At 63.2% G+C, this 19,132-nt stretch carries 18 protein-coding genes; 9 read left to right on the forward strand and 9 right to left on the reverse strand.

The window, feature by feature from the left end:
• Positions 1-4: 4 nt before the first annotated feature.
• From nusB to nrdR, 6 genes are all read right to left on the reverse strand, one after another.
• Entirely contained in the window at positions 5-505 is a 501-nt protein-coding gene (nusB, locus tag FPT15_RS15630; RefSeq protein ID WP_017135996.1) for a transcription antitermination factor NusB, read from the reverse strand.
• Complete coding sequence (ribE, locus tag FPT15_RS15635) at positions 502-978, reverse strand: 6,7-dimethyl-8-ribityllumazine synthase (protein WP_003194576.1); 477 nt, start codon at positions 976-978, stop codon at positions 502-504. The genes nusB and ribE overlap by 4 nt, the downstream gene beginning before the upstream one ends.
• Before the next feature lie 88 nt (positions 979-1,066).
• Positions 1,067-2,158 (reverse strand): bifunctional 3,4-dihydroxy-2-butanone-4-phosphate synthase/GTP cyclohydrolase II, encoded by a 1,092-nt coding sequence (gene ribBA / locus FPT15_RS15640; RefSeq protein ID WP_145162617.1) that lies wholly within the window; start codon positions 2,156-2,158, stop codon positions 1,067-1,069.
• A gap of 15 nt (positions 2,159-2,173) precedes the next feature.
• Entirely contained in the window at positions 2,174-2,836 is a 663-nt protein-coding gene (locus FPT15_RS15645) for a riboflavin synthase (protein WP_145162620.1), read from the reverse strand.
• A 48-nt stretch (positions 2,837-2,884) separates the two neighbouring features.
• The gene (gene ribD, locus FPT15_RS15650; RefSeq protein WP_145162623.1) at positions 2,885-4,021 is read right to left on the reverse strand and encodes a bifunctional diaminohydroxyphosphoribosylaminopyrimidine deaminase/5-amino-6-(5-phosphoribosylamino)uracil reductase RibD; all 1,137 of its coding nucleotides are present in this window, start codon (positions 4,019-4,021) and stop codon (positions 2,885-2,887) included.
• Positions 4,018-4,488, reverse strand: a complete 471-nt coding sequence (nrdR, locus tag FPT15_RS15655; RefSeq protein ID WP_164487963.1) for a transcriptional regulator NrdR — start codon at positions 4,486-4,488, stop codon at positions 4,018-4,020. The genes ribD and nrdR overlap by 4 nt, the downstream gene beginning before the upstream one ends.
• Positions 4,489-4,627: 139 nt before the next feature.
• On the opposite strand from nrdR, the gene FPT15_RS15660 reads away from it, so the two are divergent.
• The 3 genes from FPT15_RS15660 (at position 4,628) to trxA (ending at position 6,735) form a co-directional block, all read left to right on the forward strand.
• On the forward strand, positions 4,628-5,083 hold the full coding sequence (locus FPT15_RS15660; RefSeq protein ID WP_145162626.1) for a YbaY family lipoprotein: 456 nt from the start codon (positions 4,628-4,630) through the stop codon (positions 5,081-5,083).
• Positions 5,080-5,736, forward strand: coding sequence for a methyltransferase (locus FPT15_RS15665; protein ID WP_145162629.1), 657 nt, complete (start codon positions 5,080-5,082; stop codon positions 5,734-5,736). The genes FPT15_RS15660 and FPT15_RS15665 overlap by 4 nt, the downstream gene beginning before the upstream one ends.
• A gap of 126 nt (positions 5,737-5,862) precedes the next feature.
• Positions 5,863-6,735, forward strand: coding sequence for a thioredoxin (trxA, locus tag FPT15_RS15670; protein ID WP_145162632.1), 873 nt, complete (start codon positions 5,863-5,865; stop codon positions 6,733-6,735).
• On the opposite strand, the gene FPT15_RS15675 is transcribed toward trxA, so the two are convergent.
• Positions 6,732-7,073 carry a hypothetical protein gene (locus FPT15_RS15675; RefSeq protein WP_145162635.1) on the reverse strand — a complete coding sequence of 114 codons (342 nt, stop codon included), beginning with the start codon at positions 7,071-7,073 and terminating at the stop codon, positions 6,732-6,734. The two genes, trxA and FPT15_RS15675, sit on opposite strands and share 4 nt — an antisense overlap.
• A 130-nt stretch (positions 7,074-7,203) precedes the next feature.
• Between FPT15_RS15675 and FPT15_RS15680 the strand changes: the two genes are divergently transcribed.
• From FPT15_RS15680 to FPT15_RS15700, 5 genes are all read left to right on the forward strand, one after another.
• Entirely contained in the window at positions 7,204-7,809 is a 606-nt protein-coding gene (locus tag FPT15_RS15680) for a DUF2796 domain-containing protein (protein ID WP_145162638.1), read from the forward strand.
• A 149-nt stretch (positions 7,810-7,958) separates the two neighbouring features.
• Positions 7,959-8,669 (forward strand): ABC transporter ATP-binding protein, encoded by a 711-nt coding sequence (locus FPT15_RS15685; RefSeq protein WP_145162641.1) that lies wholly within the window; start codon positions 7,959-7,961, stop codon positions 8,667-8,669.
• Between the two features lies 1 nt (position 8,670).
• Entirely contained in the window at positions 8,671-9,936 is a 1,266-nt protein-coding gene (locus tag FPT15_RS15690) for an ABC transporter permease (protein ID WP_145162644.1), read from the forward strand.
• A gap of 11 nt (positions 9,937-9,947) precedes the next feature.
• Positions 9,948-10,469, forward strand: coding sequence for a DUF3299 domain-containing protein (locus FPT15_RS15695; RefSeq protein ID WP_145162647.1), 522 nt, complete (start codon positions 9,948-9,950; stop codon positions 10,467-10,469).
• A 95-nt stretch (positions 10,470-10,564) separates the two neighbouring features.
• Complete coding sequence (locus tag FPT15_RS15700) at positions 10,565-11,263, forward strand: OmpW family protein (protein WP_145162650.1); 699 nt, start codon at positions 10,565-10,567, stop codon at positions 11,261-11,263.
• Positions 11,264-11,420: 157 nt separating this feature from the next.
• On the opposite strand, the gene FPT15_RS15705 is transcribed toward FPT15_RS15700, so the two are convergent.
• Positions 11,421-12,305, reverse strand: coding sequence for a sugar nucleotide-binding protein (locus tag FPT15_RS15705; protein ID WP_145162653.1), 885 nt, complete (start codon positions 12,303-12,305; stop codon positions 11,421-11,423).
• Between the two features lie 166 nt (positions 12,306-12,471).
• Between FPT15_RS15705 and FPT15_RS15710 the strand changes: the two genes are divergently transcribed.
• Entirely contained in the window at positions 12,472-16,719 is a 4,248-nt protein-coding gene (locus FPT15_RS15710; RefSeq protein WP_145162657.1) for a DEAD/DEAH box helicase, read from the forward strand.
• Positions 16,720-16,838: 119 nt separating this feature from the next.
• Here the strand turns inward: FPT15_RS15710 and FPT15_RS15715 are convergent, their stop codons facing one another.
• On the reverse strand, positions 16,839-18,968 hold the full coding sequence (locus FPT15_RS15715; protein WP_145162660.1) for a mechanosensitive ion channel family protein: 2,130 nt from the start codon (positions 18,966-18,968) through the stop codon (positions 16,839-16,841).
• Positions 18,969-19,132: the final 164 nt, after the last annotated feature.

Consider the following 19,132-nt stretch of genomic DNA (forward strand, 5'->3'; position numbering starts at 1 on the left):
CGACTTAGCGCTTGTGTTCCTTCACTTCGGCTTCACGCAGGCGCGGGGCCAGCTTGTCGAGCACGCCGTTGACGAACTTGTGGCCGTCGGTCGAACCGTAGACTTTGGCCAGCTCGATCCCTTCGTTGATCACTACGCGGTACGGCACGTCAACGCGCTTGAGCAGTTCCCAGGTGGACAGGCGCATAACGCACAGTTCAACCGGGTCCAGCTCTTCGATCGTCAGGTCCAGGCAAGGCGCCAGCGCCGTGTCGATCTCGGTCAGGTTGGCATGCACACCGTGCAGGATGTCGTGGAAGTAGCTCTGGTCGGCAAACGTGAAGTCGTTGTCGACGCGGAACTGCGCTTCGATTTCGTTCAGCGAAGCGCCGGCCATCAGACGCTGGTACAGCGCCTGGGTCGCGAGTTGACGCGCTTTACGGCGCTTCTCGCTTTTGGACGGCTTGCCGGCATCCGCAGGGCGCGGGTCTTGGGGGTTGAACTGATCGCTCTCGTCGGAAATCACTTGGCCTCCAACTGCGACAGCAGGCTGACCATTTCCAGCGCGGACAGGGCAGCTTCAGCGCCTTTGTTACCGGCCTTGGTGCCGGAACGCTCGATGGCTTGCTCGATGGAATCCACGGTCAGCACGCCGAAAGCGACGGGCACGCCGAACTCCATGGACACTTGGGCCAGGCCCTTGGTGCATTCGCCGGCCACGTATTCGAAATGCGGGGTGCCGCCACGAATGACCGCGCCCAGGGCGATGATCGCCGCGTATTCACCCTGCTGAGCAACTTTTTGCGCAACCAGTGGAATTTCGAAGGCGCCAGGGGCACGGATGAGAGTGATATCGCTCTCGCTCACACCGTGGCGAACCAGGGCGTCAACGGCACCGCTTACCAGGCTTTCAACCACGAAGCTGTTGAAGCGGCCAACCACCAGGGCATAGCGGCCTTTGGGGGCGATGAAGGTACCTTCGATGGTCTTCAGGGTCATTCGACAAATCTCTTAAAGAGCCGGGACGCGAAAAGTGCGTCCCTCAGTGATGATTTAACCGCGAACAAGGGGCAAAAATCGCCGGCCTTTATTCGGAGGGCACGTATTCTACAACTTCCAGGTCGAAACCGGATATCGCATTAAATTTCATTGGCGCGCTCATCAGGCGCATTTTGCGTACGCCCAGGTCACGAAGGATCTGCGAACCCGCACCGACGATGCTGTAGGTGGTCGGTTTTTTCACCGGCACGTGGTCGGCGGTTTCGCGGATATGCGCCAGCAATACATCGCCGTCCAACGGGTGACCGAGCAACAGCACCACACCGCTGCCTGCCTCGGAGACCGCAGCCATGGCGGCGCGCAGGCTCCAGCGGCCGGGCTGCTTGACCATCAGCAGGTCGCGTAACGGGTCCATGTTGTGCACACGCACCAGGGTCGGTTCTTCGGCGCAAATGTTCCCCAGCGTCAGGGCCATGTGCACGTCACCTTCCACTGAATCACGGTAGGTCACCAAATTGAATTGGCCCAGTTCGCTGTCCAGTGGCTGCTCGGCAATCCGCTGAACGGTACGCTCATGGATCATGCGGTAGTGAATCAGGTCGGCAATGGTGCCGATCTTGAGGTTGTGTTCAGCCGCAAACGCTTCAAGTTCAGTGCGACGGGCCATGGTGCCGTCGTCGTTCATCACTTCGCAGATGACGCCGCTCGGCTCGAAACCGGCCATGCGCGCCAGGTCGCAGGCAGCTTCGGTGTGGCCGGCACGCGCGAGGGTGCCGCCCGGCTGGGCCATCAGCGGGAAGATGTGGCCGGGGCTGACGATGTCTTCGGCCTTGGCGTCTTTGGCGGCGGCGGCTTGCACGGTGCGCGCGCGGTCGGCCGCAGAAATACCGGTGGTCACGCCGGTGGTCGCTTCAATCGATACGGTGAACTTGGTGCCGAAACCCGACCCGTTGCGCGGCGCCATCAAGGGCAGCTTGAGCAACTCGCAGCGTTCGCGGCTCATGGGCATGCAGATCAGCCCACGCGCGTGCTTGGCCATGAAGTTGATGTGCTCAGCCTTGCAGGTCTCGGCGGCCATGATGATGTCGCCTTCGTTTTCACGGTCTTCGTCATCCATCAGGATGACCATCTTGCCTTGGCGGATGTCTTCAACCAGTTCTTCGATGCTATTGAGCGCCACGCGGCACCCCCTTGGTCAGGATTTAAGGTAGCCGTTAGCGGCTAAAAAACTTTCAGTGATGTTCCCGGCAGTAGGCTCTGCGGCCTTATCGCCCAACAGCAGGCGCTCCAGGTAACGGGCAAGCAAGTCGACTTCCAGGTTCACCCGGCGACCTGGCTGGTACGAGGCCATGATGGTTTCGCTCAGGGTGTGGGGAATGATGGTCAGTTCAAATTCGGCGCCATTCACGGCGTTCACGGTCAGGCTGGTGCCGTCGACGGTGATCGAGCCTTTGTGGGCGATGTACTTGGCCAGCTCTTTGGGAGCGCGGATGCGAAATTCCACGGCCCGTGCGTTCTCGCTACGGGACACCACTTCGCCGACGCCATCGACATGGCCGCTGACCAGGTGGCCGCCCAGGCGCGTGGTCGGGGTCAGGGCTTTTTCCAGGTTGACCGGGCTGCCGGCCTTGAGGTCGTTCATCGCGGTGCAGTCCAGGGTTTCCCGGCTGACGTCGGCGGCAAAGCCGTTGCCAGGCAGCTCGATGACGGTCAGGCACACGCCGCTGACGGCGATGCTGTCGCCCAGCTTAACGTCGCCCAGGTCCAGCTTGCCGGTTTCAACCAGCAGGCGGATGTCGCCGCCTTTGGGAGTCATTGCACGGATGCTGCCGATGGATTCGATAATGCCGGTGAACATTTCGTTCTCCTGAAAACGAGGGGCTGTCGCTCAAGCGCGGGCCGGGAATTATACGCTCGCTGCTGGCATAGGGATGGCAGTGACTCGCCAGTCGTCGCCTACAGCGCGCATGTCAGTGATCTTGAGTGGGGGGGCATCGGCCAGTTTCTCAAGCGGCCAGTCCAGCAGAGGCCGCGCGGCGGAGCCGAGGAACTTGCCGGCGACGAATATCACGTACTCGTCCACCAGCCCTTGCTGGGCGAACGCACCGGCCAGGCTCGGGCCGGCTTCCACCAGCACGTCGTTGACGCCACGGGCGGCCAGGGCCACCAGGGCCGAGCGCAGGTCGACCTGACCGTCAACGCCCGGCACCACCAGGCATTCGGGGCCACGGGGGAACTGGTTTTCCGCGGTCACGCAGGTGATGACCAACGCCGGGCCGGCCTTGAAGAACGGCGCATTGAGCGGCACCCGCAGGCGCCCGTCGATCAACACGCGCAAGGGCGGGCGCGACATGGCAAGTGCGGTGGTTTCATCGTCCAGGCCCAACTCGTCGGCGCGTACCGTCAGACGCGCGCCATCGGCCAGCACCGTGTCGGCGCCGGTCAGCACCACACTGGCCTCGGCACGCAGGCGCTGTACGGCGGCGCGGGCGGCCGGGCCGGTGATCCATTGGCTTTCGCCGCTGGCCATCGCGGTGCGGCCGTCCAGGCTCATCGCCAACTTGACCCGCACAAACGGCAGGCCGTGCTCCATGCGCTTGAGGAAGCCCGGGTTCAGCGCGCGCGCTTCGCTTTCCAGCACGCCGCTGCGGGTTTCGATACCGGCTTGCGCCAAGCGCTGCATGCCACGCCCGGCCACTTCCGGGTTCGGGTCCTGCATCCCGGCCACCACGCGCGCCACACCGGCAGTCACCAGTGCATCGGCACACGGCGGCGTGCGTCCGTGGTGGCTGCACGGCTCCAGGGTTACGTACACCGTGGCGCCACGCGCCTTGGCACCGGCAGCGCGCAGGGCATTCGGTTCGGCATGCGGTTCGCCGGTGCGCTCGTGCCAGCCTTCGCCGACAATCTGCCCGTCACGCACAATCACGCAGCCCACACGCGGGTTGGGGTGGGTGGTGTACACGCCCTTGCGCGCCAATTCGAGGGCGCGGGCCATGTAATGGGCGTCGAGGACAGCTTGTTCGGCAGACGGAGGGTTCATTTTTTGGCAGGCTCACGGGCCAGGCGGTCGATTTCTTCGCGGAACTCGTTGAGGTCCTGGAAGCGTCGATACACCGAGGCGAAACGGATATAGGCGACTTCGTCGAGCTTTTGCAGCTCGCCCATCACCAGCTCTCCAACCACCAGGCTCTTGACCTCGCGCTCGCCGGTCGCACGCAGCTTGTGCTTGATATGCACCAGCGCCGCCTCCAGCCGCTCGACACTCACCGGGCGTTTTTCCAGGGCGCGCTGCATACCGGCGCGCAGTTTGTCTTCGTCGAAAGGCTGGCGGCTGCCGTCGGACTTGATCAGACGTGGCAATACCAGTTCGGCGGTTTCGAAGGTGGTGAAACGTTCACCGCAGCCAGAGGCCAGGCATTCGCGCCGGCGACGTACTTGATCGCCCTCGGCGACCAGACGCGAGTCAATGACCTTGGTGTCGTTGGCACCGCAGAAGGGACAGTGCATGGTGGCAGGCAACAAAAAAAGGGAGGGCCATGGTAGCGCATCCCTGTGGCAAGACAAGCCATAGCCTTTACGGTATATAGGCAGGCTTATATGTTTCTTTATTTTAAAGCCACGGATTTTGCCCTTTCTGGAGCCGTACATGCAGTTACGACCACTTGTTTTACTCGCCCTGTTCAGTTTTCTGGTCGCCTGCAGCAGCGAAGCCCCCAAGCCTTCGGCGCCTCAACCGACGCCCGCCCAAGAGAAAAAAGTGCCCGGCATTGAAGACCTCGGCCCGCTGCCGGCTTATCAGCGCGAAATCAACGGCACCCTCAACGGCGTGCCGGCCAACGCCGAAGTCGAACTGGCCCTGCTGGTGATTGACGAGCGCAACCGCCCGCAACAACTGCTCGCCAGCAGCGTGTTGACCGGCAATGGCAAGCCCCTGGCGTTCCGCCTGCGCTTTAACCCGGAAGCCTTCCCGGCCGGTGCGCGGGTTGAATTGCGCGGTCGCGCCAGCCAGTCCGGCCAGTTGATCCTGCACCTGCCCGCCGTGCGCATCACCCAGGCAATTACCCAGGCCACCGGCCCGCTGCAACTCGTCCCGGCGCCATGACGCCACCGCTGGACCTGCAACGCGCCCTGAGCGAGCTGATCGGCGACGCGCAACTGGTGCCCTGCCCGCTGCCGGGCACCGAGCTGTCGTTGTGGCTGCTGGACGCGGACAATATGGACCGCGCCTTCAGCCCCGAAGAAACCCGGCGCATCCTGCATGAGCCGCCCTATTGGAGTTTCTGCTGGGCCAGCGGTCTGGCGCTGGCGCGTTACCTGGCGGCGTACCCCGAGTGGGTTGCCGGCAAGCGCGTGCTGGATTTTGGCGCAGGCTCTGGCGTGGCCGGGATTGCCGCCATCAAGGCGGGCGCGCTGGAAGTGGTCGCGTGTGATTTAGACCCGCTGGCGTTGGCATCCTGCAGGGCGAATGCCGAACTCAACGGTGTGACCCTGGGTTATTCAGCGGATTTTTTCGCCGAAGCCGATCGCTTCGACCTGATCCTGGTGGCCGACGTGCTTTACGACCGCGCCAACCTGCCGCTGCTTGATCAATTCCTGACGCGCGGCCGTGAAGCACTGGTAGCAGATTCGCGCGTGCGCGACTTCCAGCACCCGGCTTATCAACGCCTGGAAATCCTTGAGGCGCTGACCCTGCCGGACCTGGCCGAGCCTTGGGAGTTTCGCAAGGTGAGCCTGTACCATTCGCGGCGCGCTTGAGGCCATCGCGGGCACGCCCGCTCCCACAAGGGAACGCGGTCAAGTGTGGGAGCGGCTTGCCCGCGATAGCGATCTGGACTCCATCACCTTATAGTTGCCCCATTCCCGCTTTATTCGAGACGCCCCATGAGTGAGCCCACGCCGTACATCTTCGACGTCACCACCGCCAACTTCGACCAGGCAGTGATCCAGAACTCCTTCGAGAAACCCGTGCTGGTGGATTTCTGGGCGGAGTGGTGCGCGCCGTGCAAGGCGTTGATGCCAATGTTGGCGAAAATTGCCGAGAGTTATCAGGGCGAGTTGCTGTTGGCCAAGGTCGATTGCGAGGCTGAGCAGGATATCGTCGCGCGTTTTGGCATTCAAAGCCTGCCCACCGTGGTGCTGTTCAAGGACGGCCAGCCGGTGGACGGGTTTGCCGGCGCGCAGCCGGAGTCGGCGGTGCGCGCAATGCTGGAGCCGCACGTGCAGATGCCACCACCGGCGGCGGCTGATCCGCTGGAGCAGGCCCAGGCGCTGTTTGCCGAAGGCCGCATCAGCGATGCCGAAGCGGTGCTGGTGACGATGCTGGGCGAAGACAACACCAACGCCGGCGCGCTGATCCTGTACGCGCGCTGCCTGGCTGAGCGCGGTGAACTGGGCGAAGCCCAGGCCGTGCTCGACGCCGTGAAAAGCGATGACCACAAAGCTGCCCTCGCCGGCGCCAAGGCGCAAATCACCTTCCTGCGCCAGGCCGCCGAGCTGCCGGACGCCGCCGACTTGAAAAGCCGCCTGGCGCAAAACCCGCAGGATGATGAGGCGGCCTATCAGTTGGCGATTCAGCAGCTGGCACGTCAGCAATACGACGCGGCGCTGGAAGGCTTGCTCAAGCTGTTTATCCGCAACCGCAGCTACAGCGAAGGCTTGCCGCACAAGACCTTGCTGCAGGTGTTTGAACTGCTCGGCAATGACCACCCGCTGGTCACCGCGTACCGCCGCAAGTTGTTTGCTGCGCTGTACTAATCGCCGATCCAGCTGTACAGCGGCGTATCCCCGCCGCTGGTCACTTTCACCTTGGCGTTATGGCGCAAGCGCACCAGCAGGCGCTTGCCTGATGCGGCGTCACCGGCCAAGCCTTCCAGCTGATCGAGCAGTTCCAGCCCGTTGAGTTGCCCGGCCTTGCGCAACAGGTCCTGGGCGTGCTGCCACAGATCATCATTGTGTTTGACCGGCGCGGCAGCGGGCGCGCTCGGCGTAGGCGCGGCCTGCAACTGGGCGCCCAAGCGCGCCCAATCGCCGTCATCCAGCTCCAGGGTCAAGTCCACCGGCATGTCGCCGACCGTTCCACGAATTCGCAACATCGTCCCTACTCCTGCACTTTTCTGACGGGCATGCTCCCACGCGGCTTGCGCAACGCCAAGCGGGCGGTCAAACTCTGTCACTATTGTTATAAGATCACATAACAAAACTTTCATGTTCTGGAGCCTTCTCATGCGCCGTCTGCTGCTTGCTTTGCCGTTTGCCCTGCTGCCACTGGCAGTTGCCCATGCTCACGATGATCACGAACATGAGCACGGCAGCCTCGGCGCCCACGAGCATGGCGTCGGCCGTCTCAATGCGGTACTCGACGGTCAGACGCTTGAGCTGGAATTTGACAGCCCGGCCATGAACCTCGTGGGTTTTGAACACCAGGCCAGCACGCCGGCCGACAAAGCCAAAGTCGCTGCAGTGCGCAAACAGCTGGAAAACCCGTTGGCCCTGTTCAACCTGCCCAAGCCCGCCGGTTGCGTGATCAGCACCCAGGAACTCAACAGCCCGCTGTTCGGCGACAAGCCAGAAGCCGATCATGATGACGACGACGATGACCACGCCACCGACGGCAAAGGCGCAGCCGCCCACGAACATCATCATGACCACAGTGAAATTCACGCCCACTACCAGTTCACCTGCGCCACGCCGACGGCCTTGAGCAACCTCGACCTGACCCAGGTGTTCAAGACCTTCCCCGCCACTCAGAAGATTCAGGTACAACTGATCGGCCCAAGCGGCCAGCAAGGTGTTGAAGCCACGGCCACCGCAACCACCCTGAAGTTCTGATTTGAAACACGGTCAATGTGGGAGCTGGCTTGCCTGCGATAGCGGTATAACAGACACATCCATATTGAATGTGCCGCCGTCATCGCAGGCAAGCCAGCTCCCACATTGGATCGGCGCCACGCTCTACAACCAGGCGATATTGATTTCACATGACCCAAGCACTGATCGAACTGTCTGACCTGGGCTTCAACTGGCCCGGTCACCCACAGTTGCTGGACATCCCAGCGTTTAGCCTGCAAGCCGGCGAAACCCTGTTTCTCAAAGGCCCGAGCGGCAGCGGCAAAACCACGCTGCTCGGCCTGCTCGGCGGCGTGCAGAAACCCAGCCGGGGCAGCATCCGCCTGCTCGGCCAAGAGCTGACCGAACTCTCGGCCGGCGCCCGCGACCGCTTTCGCGTGGACCACACCGGCTACATCTTCCAGCAGTTCAACCTGCTGCCGTTTCTGTCGGTGCGCGAGAACGTCGAGCTGCCTTGCCACTTTTCCAAGCTGCGCGCGCAACGCGCGGTTCAGCGCCACGGCAGCGTCGACCAGGCCGCCGCGACCTTGCTCGCGCATTTGGGCCTCAACGACAACAATCTGCTCGAGCGCCGCGCCGACTCACTGTCCATCGGCCAACAACAACGCGTCGCCGCCGCCCGCGCGCTGATCGGCCAACCGGAACTGGTGATCGCCGACGAGCCCACCTCGGCGCTGGACTACGACGCCCGCGAAGCTTTCATTCAGTTGTTGTTCGCCGAATGCCGCGACGCTGGCGCCAGCCTGCTGTTTGTCAGCCATGACCAGAGCCTCGCGCCGCTGTTCGACCGCCACCTGTCACTGGCCGAACTCAATCGCGCCGCCACGCCCGCAGAGGTTTGAGATGTATTTGTTTCGTCTAGCCATGGCCAGCCTGGCTAACCGCCGCTTTACCGCGATCCTCACCGCCTTTGCCATCGCGCTGTCAGTCTGTTTGTTGCTCGCGGTGGAACGCGTGCGCGTTGAGGCGCGCAACAGTTTTGCCAGCACCATCAGCGGCACCGACCTGATCGTCGGCGCGCGTTCGGGCTCGGTCAACTTGCTGCTGTACTCGGTGTTCCGTATCGGTAACGCCACCAACAACATCCGTTGGGACAGCTACGAGCACTTCGCCGCCAGCCCGCAGGTGAAATGGGCGATCCCGATTTCCCTCGGCGACTCGCACCGCGGCTATCGGGTGATGGGCACCAACCCATCCTACTTCGAGCACTACCAGTACGGTCGCAAACAGAACCTCGAACTGGCCAGCGGCCGCGTCTTTGCCACCGACCCGTTTGAGGTGGTGCTCGGTGCCGAGGTCGCCGAGGCGCTGCATTACAAGCTGGACGACAAGCTGGTGCTGGCCCACGGTGTCGCGGTGGTCAGCCTGGTCAAACACGATGACAAGCCGTTCACCGTGGTCGGCATTTTGAAACGTACCGGCACGCCGGTGGACCGCACACTGCACATCAGCCTCGGTGGCATGGAAGCCATTCACATCGACTGGCACAACGGCGTGCCGGCCCAGGGCAAAGGCCGCATCAGCGCCGATCAGGCGCGCAACATGGACCTCACGCCACAGGCCATCACCGCGTTCATGCTCGGCCTGAACAACAAGATTTCCACCTTCGCCCTGCAACGCGAAATCAATGAATTTCGCGGTGAGCCGATGCTGGCGATATTGCCGGGCGTGGCCCTGCAAGAGTTGTGGAGCATGATGGGCACCGCCGAAAAAGCGCTGTTCGTGATCTCGCTGTTCGTGGTGCTGACCGGTTTGATCGGCATGCTCACGGCGATCCTCACCAGCCTCAACGAGCGCCGCCGTGAAATGGCCATTTTGCGCTCGGTGGGCGCGCGGCCGTGGCATATCGCAACGCTGCTGATCTTTGAAGCCTTCGCCCTGGCGCTGTCTGGCGTGGTGGCGGGCGTTGGTCTGCTGTACCTGTGCATCGCCGCCTCGCGCGGGTATTTGCAGGCCAATTACGGGCTGGACCTGCCGATGTCATGGCCGAGCGAATATGAATGGACCTTGCTCGCCGGCATTCTCGCCGCGGCGCTGTTGATGGGCAGCGTGCCCGCGTGGCGCGCCTATCGACAATCACTGGCCGATGGCCTGTCCATACGTTTATGAGGAAGGCTTCGATGCGTCGTGCCCTGTTTGCAATGCTGCTGTTGGTAGCAGTGCCCGTCTGGGCCGAAGACCAACCGAAGGATCTGTCATGGCAGGAGATGATCCCGCCGGACGCGCCGCCGGAAATCCCCAACATGAAACCGCTGCACGACCTGTCGAACATGGCCGACGCGCTGTCGGTCGAGTCGGCGCCGGCCGCCAAGCAGGACTTGCCCAACGCGCCGGTGGTGCAAAGCCTGGACGGTAAGCACATCCGCTTGCCGGGTTACATCGTGCCGCTGGAAGTCAGCGAAGAAGGCCGCACCACCGAGTTTTTGCTGGTGCCGTATTTCGGCGCGTGCATCCACGTACCGCCGCCGCCCTCGAACCAGATCGTGCATGTGAAAAGCGAAGTCGGGGTGAAACTCGATGAGTTGTATCAGCCGTATTGGATCGAAGGCGTGATGCAGGTCAAGCCGTCATCCAGCGAACTGGCCGACGCCGGTTATCAAATGGATGCCGACAAGATTTATGTCTACGAGCTGCAGGAATAGGGGCTGATCGTCCTTTCATTGAGCTGAGTCAAAGGATCGAACGGAACGATCTTTACCATTGGACGTACAACTTTTAACGTCCTTTTGGAGCTCCCATGAACAAGTCTCTGCTCGGCGCGTCCCTCTTCGCGCTCGCCCTCGCCGCCCCGGTCGCACACGCTCACGAAGCGGGCGAAATTCTGATTCGCGCCGGTGCAATTACCGTGAATCCGGAAGCTGAAAGTGGCCATGTGAAGGTTGATCAGGGCCCATTGGCGGGCACCAACCTGGGCGGCAAGGCGACCATGAGCAGCGACACCCAACTGGGGTTGAACTTCGCCTACATGCTGACCAACCACGTCGGTATCGAACTGCTGGCGGCCACGCCATTCGAGCACGATGTGAAGATCAAGAACACCGCCCTCGGCGCCGCCAACGGCAAGCTCGGCACCCTCAAGCACCTGCCGCCAACCCTGAGCGTCGTGTACTACCCGATGGATAGCAAATCCGCCTTTCAGCCGTACGTGGGCGCCGGTATCAACTACACCTGGATCTACGACGAGCACGTCAGCAGCCGCGCCGAACAAGCCGGTTTCAGCAACTTCAAGGCCGAAAACTCCTGGGGCTGGGCCGCGCAGATCGGCGCCGACTACATGATCAACGACAAGTGGATGATCAACGCCCAGGCGCGCTACATCGACATCAGCACCAAGGCCACCGTGGACAACAATGCGCTGGGCCAGGGCACACGTGCCAAGGTCAATGTGGACGTTGACCCAATGGTTTACATGGTGGGTATCGGCTACAAGTTCTAAGTAACACTGCATAACCCCTGTGGGAGCGGGCTTGTGTGGGAGTCGGGCTTGCCCGCGATGCAGACACCTCGGTGTATCAGTGATACCGAGGTGATGCGATCGCAGGCAAGCCAGCTCCCACACAAAACCCGCTCCCACATTTTGGTTTTGTGCGGTGTCAGCTGTGGCGGTAGAACCGATCCAGCAACGCCGGCAGCCCCGCCCGCCACGCCCGAGGCTTGATGCCGAAGGTGTGCAGGATTTTCTTGCAGGCCAGCACCGCGTGTTGCGGTTCATCTGCCGCATCCGGGCGTGCCGCGTGAGCCTGGGCGGTAGGCGATTCGATCGCCAGTGGGTGGAAATTACGCGCTTCGGTAAGGATCGCCTGGCCCAGCGCCAACGGTGTGGTCGCCTCGTGCCCGGCGTAGTGATAGGTGCCCCACAGCGGCGCCGCGCAATCAAGTTGCTTGAGCACCGAGATGATCACCCGCGCGGCATCGTCCACGGGCGTCGGGTTACCCCGGCGATCATCGGCCATCAGCAACTCATCCGGCTTCTCGGCCCGCGCCAAAAAGCGCCCGAGGGTGCCGTCGACGCTGTCATCCAGCAGCCAACCAAAACGCAGCAGCACATGTTGCGGGCAGGTAGCGCGCACGCTTTGCTCGATGCGCCACAACGCCTGGCCACGCAGGCCCAGGGGCACCGGCTCGTCTTTTTCGCTGTAGGCGGTGGCGCGGGAGCCATCGAACACGCGGTAGCTGGACGGTTGCAGCAAGGTAATGTTGTGGTGCTGGCACAGCTCGGCCAGGCGCTCGATGGCGAATTCCTGAGAGGCCAAACGGGTTTCGCTGACCGCTTCGGCCTGAAACCAGTCGAAATAGTAGGCGAGGTTGATCAACGCATCGGGACGGGTGTCGTCGAGCAATTGGGTAAGGCTCGCGGCATCCCAGCCGTCTTGGGGCGGTTTGGGTGCGAGGAAACCGATGTCTTCCTCTGCACCGAGGCGAATCAGCGCTTGCCCGAGGGCATTCCCGCCGCCCAGTAACATAAGGCGCATTCGCATAGAGTGTGCAGGCCCGGTCTGTTTGGAACGATGGTTATTGTCGGCAGGCGGATGAAGCCGGCCGTAGGTTTATTCCAGAATCGTTGCATTTTGCGGGTTTGTAGCGCAACCGTCACGGATAAAGTGCGGGGTTGCAACTTGGCACCGCCGGTTGCATATAAGGGGTATGAACCTTCCTGAAACCACGGACACGGTCTTGAACGGCTTTCACCCCGCTGTCAGCGCCTGGTTCCGCAACGCTTTCCCCTCGGTGACCAGCGCCCAGGCCCAGACGTGGCCGCTGATTCGCCAGCGCCGCTCCACCCTGATCGCTGCGCCCACCGGTTCCGGCAAGACCTTGACGGCGTTCCTCGCCGTACTGGATGACCTGGTGCACCAAGGCCTGGCGAATGGCGGGCAACTGCCGGACGAGACGCTGGTGGTGTATGTCTCGCCGCTCAAGGCATTGTCCAACGACATCCAGATCAACCTGCAAAACCCGCTCACCGGCATCACCGCGCAGCTGCAGGCGATGGGCTTGCCGCCCTTGGTGATCCGCACCGCCGTGCGCACCGGCGACACCCCGCAAAAAGACCGCGCACAGATGCGCAAGCGCCCGCCGCATATCCTGGTGACCACCCCGGAATCGCTCTACGTGCTGCTGGGTTCGGACTCCGGCCGGCACATGCTCGCCAGCACGCGCACGGTGATCGTCGATGAAATCCACGCCATCGCCGCCAGCAAACGCGGCAGCCATATGGCCCTGAGCCTGGAACGCCTGCAGGGCCTGTGCGCCGAACCGCTGACCCGCATTGGCCTGTCTGCCACGCAAAGGCCCATCGAGGCGGTGTCGCGCTTTTTGGTCGGCACCGAGCGCCCCTGCGCAATTGTCGATATCGGCCACGCCCGCCCGCGTGACCTGGATATCGAAGTGCCGCCGGTGCCGCTCTCGGCGGTCATGGCCAACGACGTGTGGGAACTGGTCTACAACCGCCTCGCCGAGTTGGCGCGCGAACACCGCACCACGCTGATTTTCGTCAACACCCGGCGCCTGGCCGAACGCCTGGCGCGGCACTTGAGCGAGCGCCTGGGCAAAACCGCCGTGGCCGCGCACCACGGCAGCCTGGCCAAAGAGCTGCGCCTGGACGCCGAGCAACGGCTCAAGGCCGGCGAGTTGCAAGTGCTGATCGCCACTGCGTCCCTGGAGCTGGGGATTGATATCGGTGACGTCGACCTGGTGTGTCAGATCGGCTCGCCCGGCTCAATCAATGGTTTCCTGCAACGCGTTGGCCGTTCCGGGCACCAGGTCGGCGGCACGCCCAAGGGGCGCCTGTTCGCCACCACCCGCGACGACTTGATCGAGTGCGCCGCCCTGCTCGACTGCGTGCGCCGGGGTGAGCTGGACACCTTGCAGATCCCGGTCGCGCCGCTGGATGTACTGGCCCAGCAGATCATCGCCGAGGTCAGTGCGCAGGAATGGTCGGAACCCGCACTGCTCGATCTCATTCGCCGCGCCTCGCCCTACGCCGCGCTGGACGAGCGCCATTACCAGGCGCTGTTGCAGATGCTCGCCGAGGGCTATAACGGCCGCCAGGGCATCCGTAGCGCCTACCTGCACCGCGACGCCGTGACCCACACCCTGCGCGGCCGCCGTGGCGCCAAGCTGACCGCCGTGACCAGCGGCGGCACCATCCCCGACAACGCCGACTACAGCGTGCTGCTGGAGCCGCAGAGCCTGAACATCGGCAGCGTCAACGAAGACTTCGCGGTGGAAAGCATCGCCGGGGATATCTTCCAGCTCGGTAATACGTCCTACAGAATTTTGCGGGTCGAAGCCGGCAAGGTGCGAGTTGAGGACGCCCATGGCCAGCCGCCGACCATTCCGTTCTGGCTGGGCGAGGCGCCGGGGCGCAGCAACGAATTGTCGGCGGCGGTGGCGCGGTTTCAAGGCCAGCTCGACGCGCTGCTCAGCGCCACGCCCGGCGACTTGCAAGCGGCCCTCGACTGGCTCACCGGCACCCTTGGCCTGAACCACGCCAGCGCCGAGCAGATCCTCGATTACCTGGCCCGCGCACGCCTGGCCCTGAGCGCGCTGCCGTCCCAGGACACGTTGATCATGGAGCGGTTTTTCGACGAGTCCGGCGGCACCCAACTGATCATTCACACGCCGTTTGGCAGCCGTATCAATCGCGCCTGGGGCCTGGCGTTGCGCAAGCGTTTTTGCCGCACGTTCAATGTCGAATTGCAGGCGGCGGCCAGTGAAAATGCAATCGTGCTGTCGCTGTCGACCAGCCACAGTTTCGAGCTGGATGACGTGTGGCGGTATCTGAACAGCAACAGTGCCGAGTACGTCCTGATCCAGGCTGTGCTGGACGCGCCGTTGTTCGGCGTGCGCTGGCGCTGGAACGCCGGTGTGGCACTGGCATTGCCGCGTTATACCGGCGGGCGCAAAGTGGCGCCGCAGATCCAGCGCATGAAAAGCGAAGACCTGATCGCCAACGTGTTTCCCGACCAGATCGCCTGCCTGGAAAACCTCGCCGGCGAGCGCGAAGTGCCCGAGCACCCCTTGGTGGAGCAGACCCTCGACGACTGCCTGCACGACGCCATGGACAGCAACGCCTGGCTGGCGCTGCTGCGGCGCATGGAAAGCGGCGAAGTGCGGCTGATCAGCCGTGACCTGCCGGCGCCCTCGCCCATGGCCGCGGAAATTCTCAGCGCGCGCCCCTACACCTTTCTCGACGACGCCCCCTTGGAAGAACGCCGTACCCAAGCCGTGCTCAACCGGCGCTGGAGCGACCCGCACAGCACCGACGACCTCGGCGCGCTGGATGCCGAGGCCATCGCCGGCGTGCGCGAGGAAGCCTGGCCGGCGCCCAATGGCCTGGACGAAATGCACGAAGCGCTGATGAGCCTGGCCTGCATTGCCACTCACGAGGTCACGCCGCAATGGGCCGAGTGGCTGCAGGCCTTGGCCAAGGGTGGGCGCGCCTATGCATTGAGCAATGGCCTGTGGGTGGCGGTGGAACGCTTGAGCTGTTTGCAGGCTATTTATCCCAACGACTTGCCGTTGCTGCCGGGCTTCGATGAACCCTGGACCACTGATGATGCGCTGGTCGAAGTGCTCCGCGCCCGCCTCGGCGGGTTCGGCCCGCTGAGCCTGATCGAGATCGCCGCGCCATTGGCCCTGCCGGTGGCAGACGTAACCCAGGCACTCGCCCGCCTGGAGCAGGAAGGCTACGTGCTGCGCGGCCGTTTCAGCCCTGGCGCCAGCGAAGAACAGTGGTGCGAACGGCATTTGCTCGCGCGCATTCATCGCTACACGGTCAAGCGCCTGCGCCGGGAAATCGAGCCCGTGGCGCTGCAGGATTTCATGCGCTTTCTGTTCGATTGGCAGCACCTGTCCGAGGGCACACGCGGCCAGGGCAGCGCCATGTTGCCGCAGATTGTCGCGCAGTTTGAGGGCTACGCCGCCGCCACCTCGGCTTGGGACACTGACCTGCTGAGCGCGCGCCTGAAGGATTACTCATCCACCTGGCTCGACGACCTGTGCCGCAGCGGCAAGCTGGTGTGGACGCGGCTGAGCAACAAGGCTGGCGCGATGGCCCTGCGCAGCACACCGGTGGTGTTGCTGCCGCGCAGCCAAGTGCCGCTGTGGAGCGGGCTGACCGAGATGACCGACAGCACCACGCTGTCGCCCAAGGCGCAGAAAGTCCACGTGGCGCTGCGTGAACATGGCGCGCTGTTTTTCGACGAACTGGTGCACGAAGCCCATCTGCTGCGCAGCGAACTGGAGACGGCGCTGCAGGAACTGGTGGGCGCAGGGCTGGTGAATGCCGACAGCTTTGCCGGCCTGCGCGCGCTGACCACACCCGCCAGCAAACGCCAGGCGCGCAGCAGCCGGCGCGGACGCGGGGCGTTTATCGGCGGCATGGACGACGCCGGGCGCTGGGCTTTGTTGCGCCGTTCACCGAGCGCCGCCGGGCCACACTCGGCCGAGACGCTGGAGCATGTGGCGATGACCTTGCTGCGCCGCTATGGCGTGGTGTTCTGGCGGTTGCTGGAGCGTGAGGCGGATTGGCTGCCGAGCTGGCGCGAATTGCTGCGTACTTTCCATCGGCTCGAAGCGCGCGGGGAGATCCGCGGCGGGCGGTTCGTCAGTGGGCTGGCGGGCGAGCAGTTTGCGTTGCCGGAGGCAATTGCGTCATTGCGCGAAGTCCGCCGCCGGCCGCATGACGGCAGTTTGATTGCTGTGTGCGGGGCTGATCCGCTGAACCTGGTGGGCACGCTGCTGCCGGGCAGTAAAGTGCCGGCGGTGAGTGGCAATCGGGTGGTGTACCGCGACGGGCTGCCGGCGGCGGTGATGGTCGGCGGCAAGCAGCAGATATGGGTGGAGGTGGATCAGTTGGCGGTGCAGGAGAAGTTGATCAGGCATTAAGTCGCAGTGACTCTAAGGGCCTCATCGCAGGCAAGCCAGCTCCCACATTGAACGGGTTCACACGGTCAAAAGGTGGGAGCCGGGCTTGCCCGCGATGGGGCCAGCCCAGACACCTTCCCTCATTGGGTACGCGGCTGCTCGGTTAACACCACCGAAGCCGGCGCTTCCTCATCCGGCTCATCCACCTGCGTCGTGCGCTTGGGCAGCAAGACCTGCTGTGGATAAGTTTGCGCGAAGTGCACCTCATCACAGTTATCCACAAGCTTTTTCAAGCGCTGGTTGAACGCGCGGCTCACCGCGTATTGCCCGCCCGACACCGTGCGGAACTGCGCGGTCAGCACCACGCCGTTGAGGTCCATCTTGTCGACGCCAAACACCTCCAGCGGCCCTTGCAGGTTGTACTTGAGGAACACGTCATCGCGAATCGATTGCCCGGCCTCGCGGATCAGGTCCACGGCCTTGTCCACATCGGTGTCGTAGGTGAACTGCACCGAGAAGAACGCATAGGCAAATTGCCGCGACTGGTTGGTGACCGCCTTGATCTGCCCGAACGGCACCGAGTGCACAAAACCCTTGCCGTCACGCAGGCGCAACGTACGGATGGTCAGGCCTTCTACGGTACCGGCGTGGCCGGAGTCGAGTACGACCCAATCACCGATGGACAGCGTGTCCTCGATGATGATGAACAGGCCAGTGATCACGTCCTGCACCAATTGCTGCGAGCCAAAACCGATGGCCAGACCGACCACACCGGCACCGGCCAGCAGCGGCGCGACGTTGATGCCAAGGTTGGCCATGGTGGTGATCGCGCAGATCACCACTAGGATGATTTTCACTGCGTTACGCAGCAGCGGCAGGATGGTTTTGACCCGCGTACTCGGCTGACGGCTGGAGCGTTTATTAACCGGCGGTTTCAGCGCTTCCTGAATCGCGGTGTCGAGCACCACCCAGAACAGCCAGGTCATCAGCAGGATCAGGCCGATGCTGCTCAGAGAGTCGCTGATCGCGCGGCCCACCGAGTTGCGCTGGGCAAATTCGAACAGCGAGATGCCCCAGATACGCCCCAGAATTTCGATAAACGCGATGGCCATGGCGATGCGCAAGATCGCGTGCAACAGGCTCAGGAAGCGCTCCTTGTAGGCGCTGCTGCGCTGGATCGCCACTTGGCTGCGGGACTTGAACAGGTGTTGCAGCACGGTGCTGAGAAACACCGTGCCGATCAGCAAAATCGTGGTGAACAGCGCACAGCGCAGCGCCTTCTGGTTATCGTCGCCAGCGCCGATCAGGTTGATCGCCGAGACCAGCACCATCAACAGAATCGGCCAGTACCACAGCCCGGAAAACACTCGCAGCGATTGCTGCAGCGCAGGGTGTTTGAGGCGCTGGGCCAGTGGCCGATTACGGATCAAATGCGCCACCGGCCGGCGCAGGCGCACCACCAATACACCGAAAATCACCGCCGCGAACAGGCCGGTGAAAACCGCGATGCTGCTGGTGATATTGCCACCCAACTGCCGGGCGATCTGCGGGCTGGTCAGCGCGTCGCTGAGGGCGGCCAGGAAGCCGATCAGGAACAGCGGCTTGGGGCAGTAGTTGCGAATGATCTGCACGGCCGGGCGCTTGTGGCCGAGATTGAACATGACGATCACGCACAGCAACATCGACGTGGAAAAGATGCCGCTGCTGGTGGCGTAAGCAAAACACAGTGCCAGCGCGCGACCCACCGACGAGGCCAGGAAGTGGCTGACGTAGAGGGTCAGCGGCAGACAGATGAGCGCGGGGATCGTGTAGGGCACCACATACCCCAAGACTGCCAGCAAGCGTTCGCGTCGCTCGACGAAATGCCGCCGACTCAAGCGCTGCACAACAAAGTGCCCCAGCAGGGTCAACACCGCAAAGGCGCCAACCCAGACGCCGGACAGCAGCAGGAAGTCGCCGGCCACGCTCCACGGCGAGCGCTCAGCCGTCTGGTCGACCAGGCGCCCCACCTCATCCGCCGCGCGATCGGCACGCAAGCGCCAAGCGTCGATGAGGTTCTGGTTGAGGTCGAGCTTGTCTTGTACATCGTCAATGCTGGAACTGATGGCGCCCAGCAAGCCGCCCTCGACCAGCAACTCCGGTTTGGCCGGTTCAGCCGCTGCGGCAGGCGTGGCCGGCGCTGCGGCGGCCGCAGACGTAGCAGCTTGCAGTGCGCCATTGCCACACAGCAGCAGCGCACCAAGCAGTAATGCAGTCTTTAAATTCAGCAAAACACCGGGCTCCATCAGCAGGGTCTGTAAGGAACTGACGGGTTTGAGCCTTGATCGTTCCCCGCCATTGGGCATCTTTGCGTACCGGTCAACTATCAAATGCCGATCCCTGTCTTTTTCCGCACAGGCCAAATCCCGACACTGCGCTCCTGAATCACAGCCAT

Source organism: Pseudomonas sp. RGB (genome assembly GCF_007713445.1).
Lineage (GTDB): Bacteria > Pseudomonadota > Gammaproteobacteria > Pseudomonadales > Pseudomonadaceae > Aquipseudomonas.

What these genes read in the sequence shown, in the direction of transcription:
- nrdR (WP_164487963.1), bottom strand. Translation starts at nt 4,488, where the DNA reads ATGCACTGTCCCTTCTGCGGTGCCAACGACACCAAGGTCATTGACTCG.
- FPT15_RS15685 (WP_145162641.1), top strand. Translation starts at nt 7,959, where the DNA reads ATGACCCAAGCACTGATCGAACTGTCTGACCTGGGCTTCAACTGGCCC.
- FPT15_RS15695 (WP_145162647.1), top strand. Translation starts at nt 9,948, where the DNA reads ATGCGTCGTGCCCTGTTTGCAATGCTGCTGTTGGTAGCAGTGCCCGTC.
- FPT15_RS15690 (WP_145162644.1), top strand. Translation starts at nt 8,671, where the DNA reads ATGTATTTGTTTCGTCTAGCCATGGCCAGCCTGGCTAACCGCCGCTTT.
- FPT15_RS15675 (WP_145162635.1), bottom strand. Translation starts at nt 7,073, where the DNA reads ATGTTGCGAATTCGTGGAACGGTCGGCGACATGCCGGTGGACTTGACC.
- FPT15_RS15665 (WP_145162629.1), top strand. Translation starts at nt 5,080, where the DNA reads ATGACGCCACCGCTGGACCTGCAACGCGCCCTGAGCGAGCTGATCGGC.
- ribE (WP_003194576.1), bottom strand. Translation starts at nt 978, where the DNA reads ATGACCCTGAAGACCATCGAAGGTACCTTCATCGCCCCCAAAGGCCGC.
- FPT15_RS15710 (WP_145162657.1), top strand. Translation starts at nt 12,472, where the DNA reads ATGAACCTTCCTGAAACCACGGACACGGTCTTGAACGGCTTTCACCCC.
- FPT15_RS15700 (WP_145162650.1), top strand. Translation starts at nt 10,565, where the DNA reads ATGAACAAGTCTCTGCTCGGCGCGTCCCTCTTCGCGCTCGCCCTCGCC.
- FPT15_RS15645 (WP_145162620.1), bottom strand. Translation starts at nt 2,836, where the DNA reads ATGTTCACCGGCATTATCGAATCCATCGGCAGCATCCGTGCAATGACT.
- FPT15_RS15705 (WP_145162653.1), bottom strand. Translation starts at nt 12,305, where the DNA reads ATGCGAATGCGCCTTATGTTACTGGGCGGCGGGAATGCCCTCGGGCAA.
- ribD (WP_145162623.1), bottom strand. Translation starts at nt 4,021, where the DNA reads ATGAACCCTCCGTCTGCCGAACAAGCTGTCCTCGACGCCCATTACATG.
- trxA (WP_145162632.1), top strand. Translation starts at nt 5,863, where the DNA reads ATGAGTGAGCCCACGCCGTACATCTTCGACGTCACCACCGCCAACTTC.
- FPT15_RS15680 (WP_145162638.1), top strand. Translation starts at nt 7,204, where the DNA reads ATGCGCCGTCTGCTGCTTGCTTTGCCGTTTGCCCTGCTGCCACTGGCA.
- FPT15_RS15660 (WP_145162626.1), top strand. Translation starts at nt 4,628, where the DNA reads ATGCAGTTACGACCACTTGTTTTACTCGCCCTGTTCAGTTTTCTGGTC.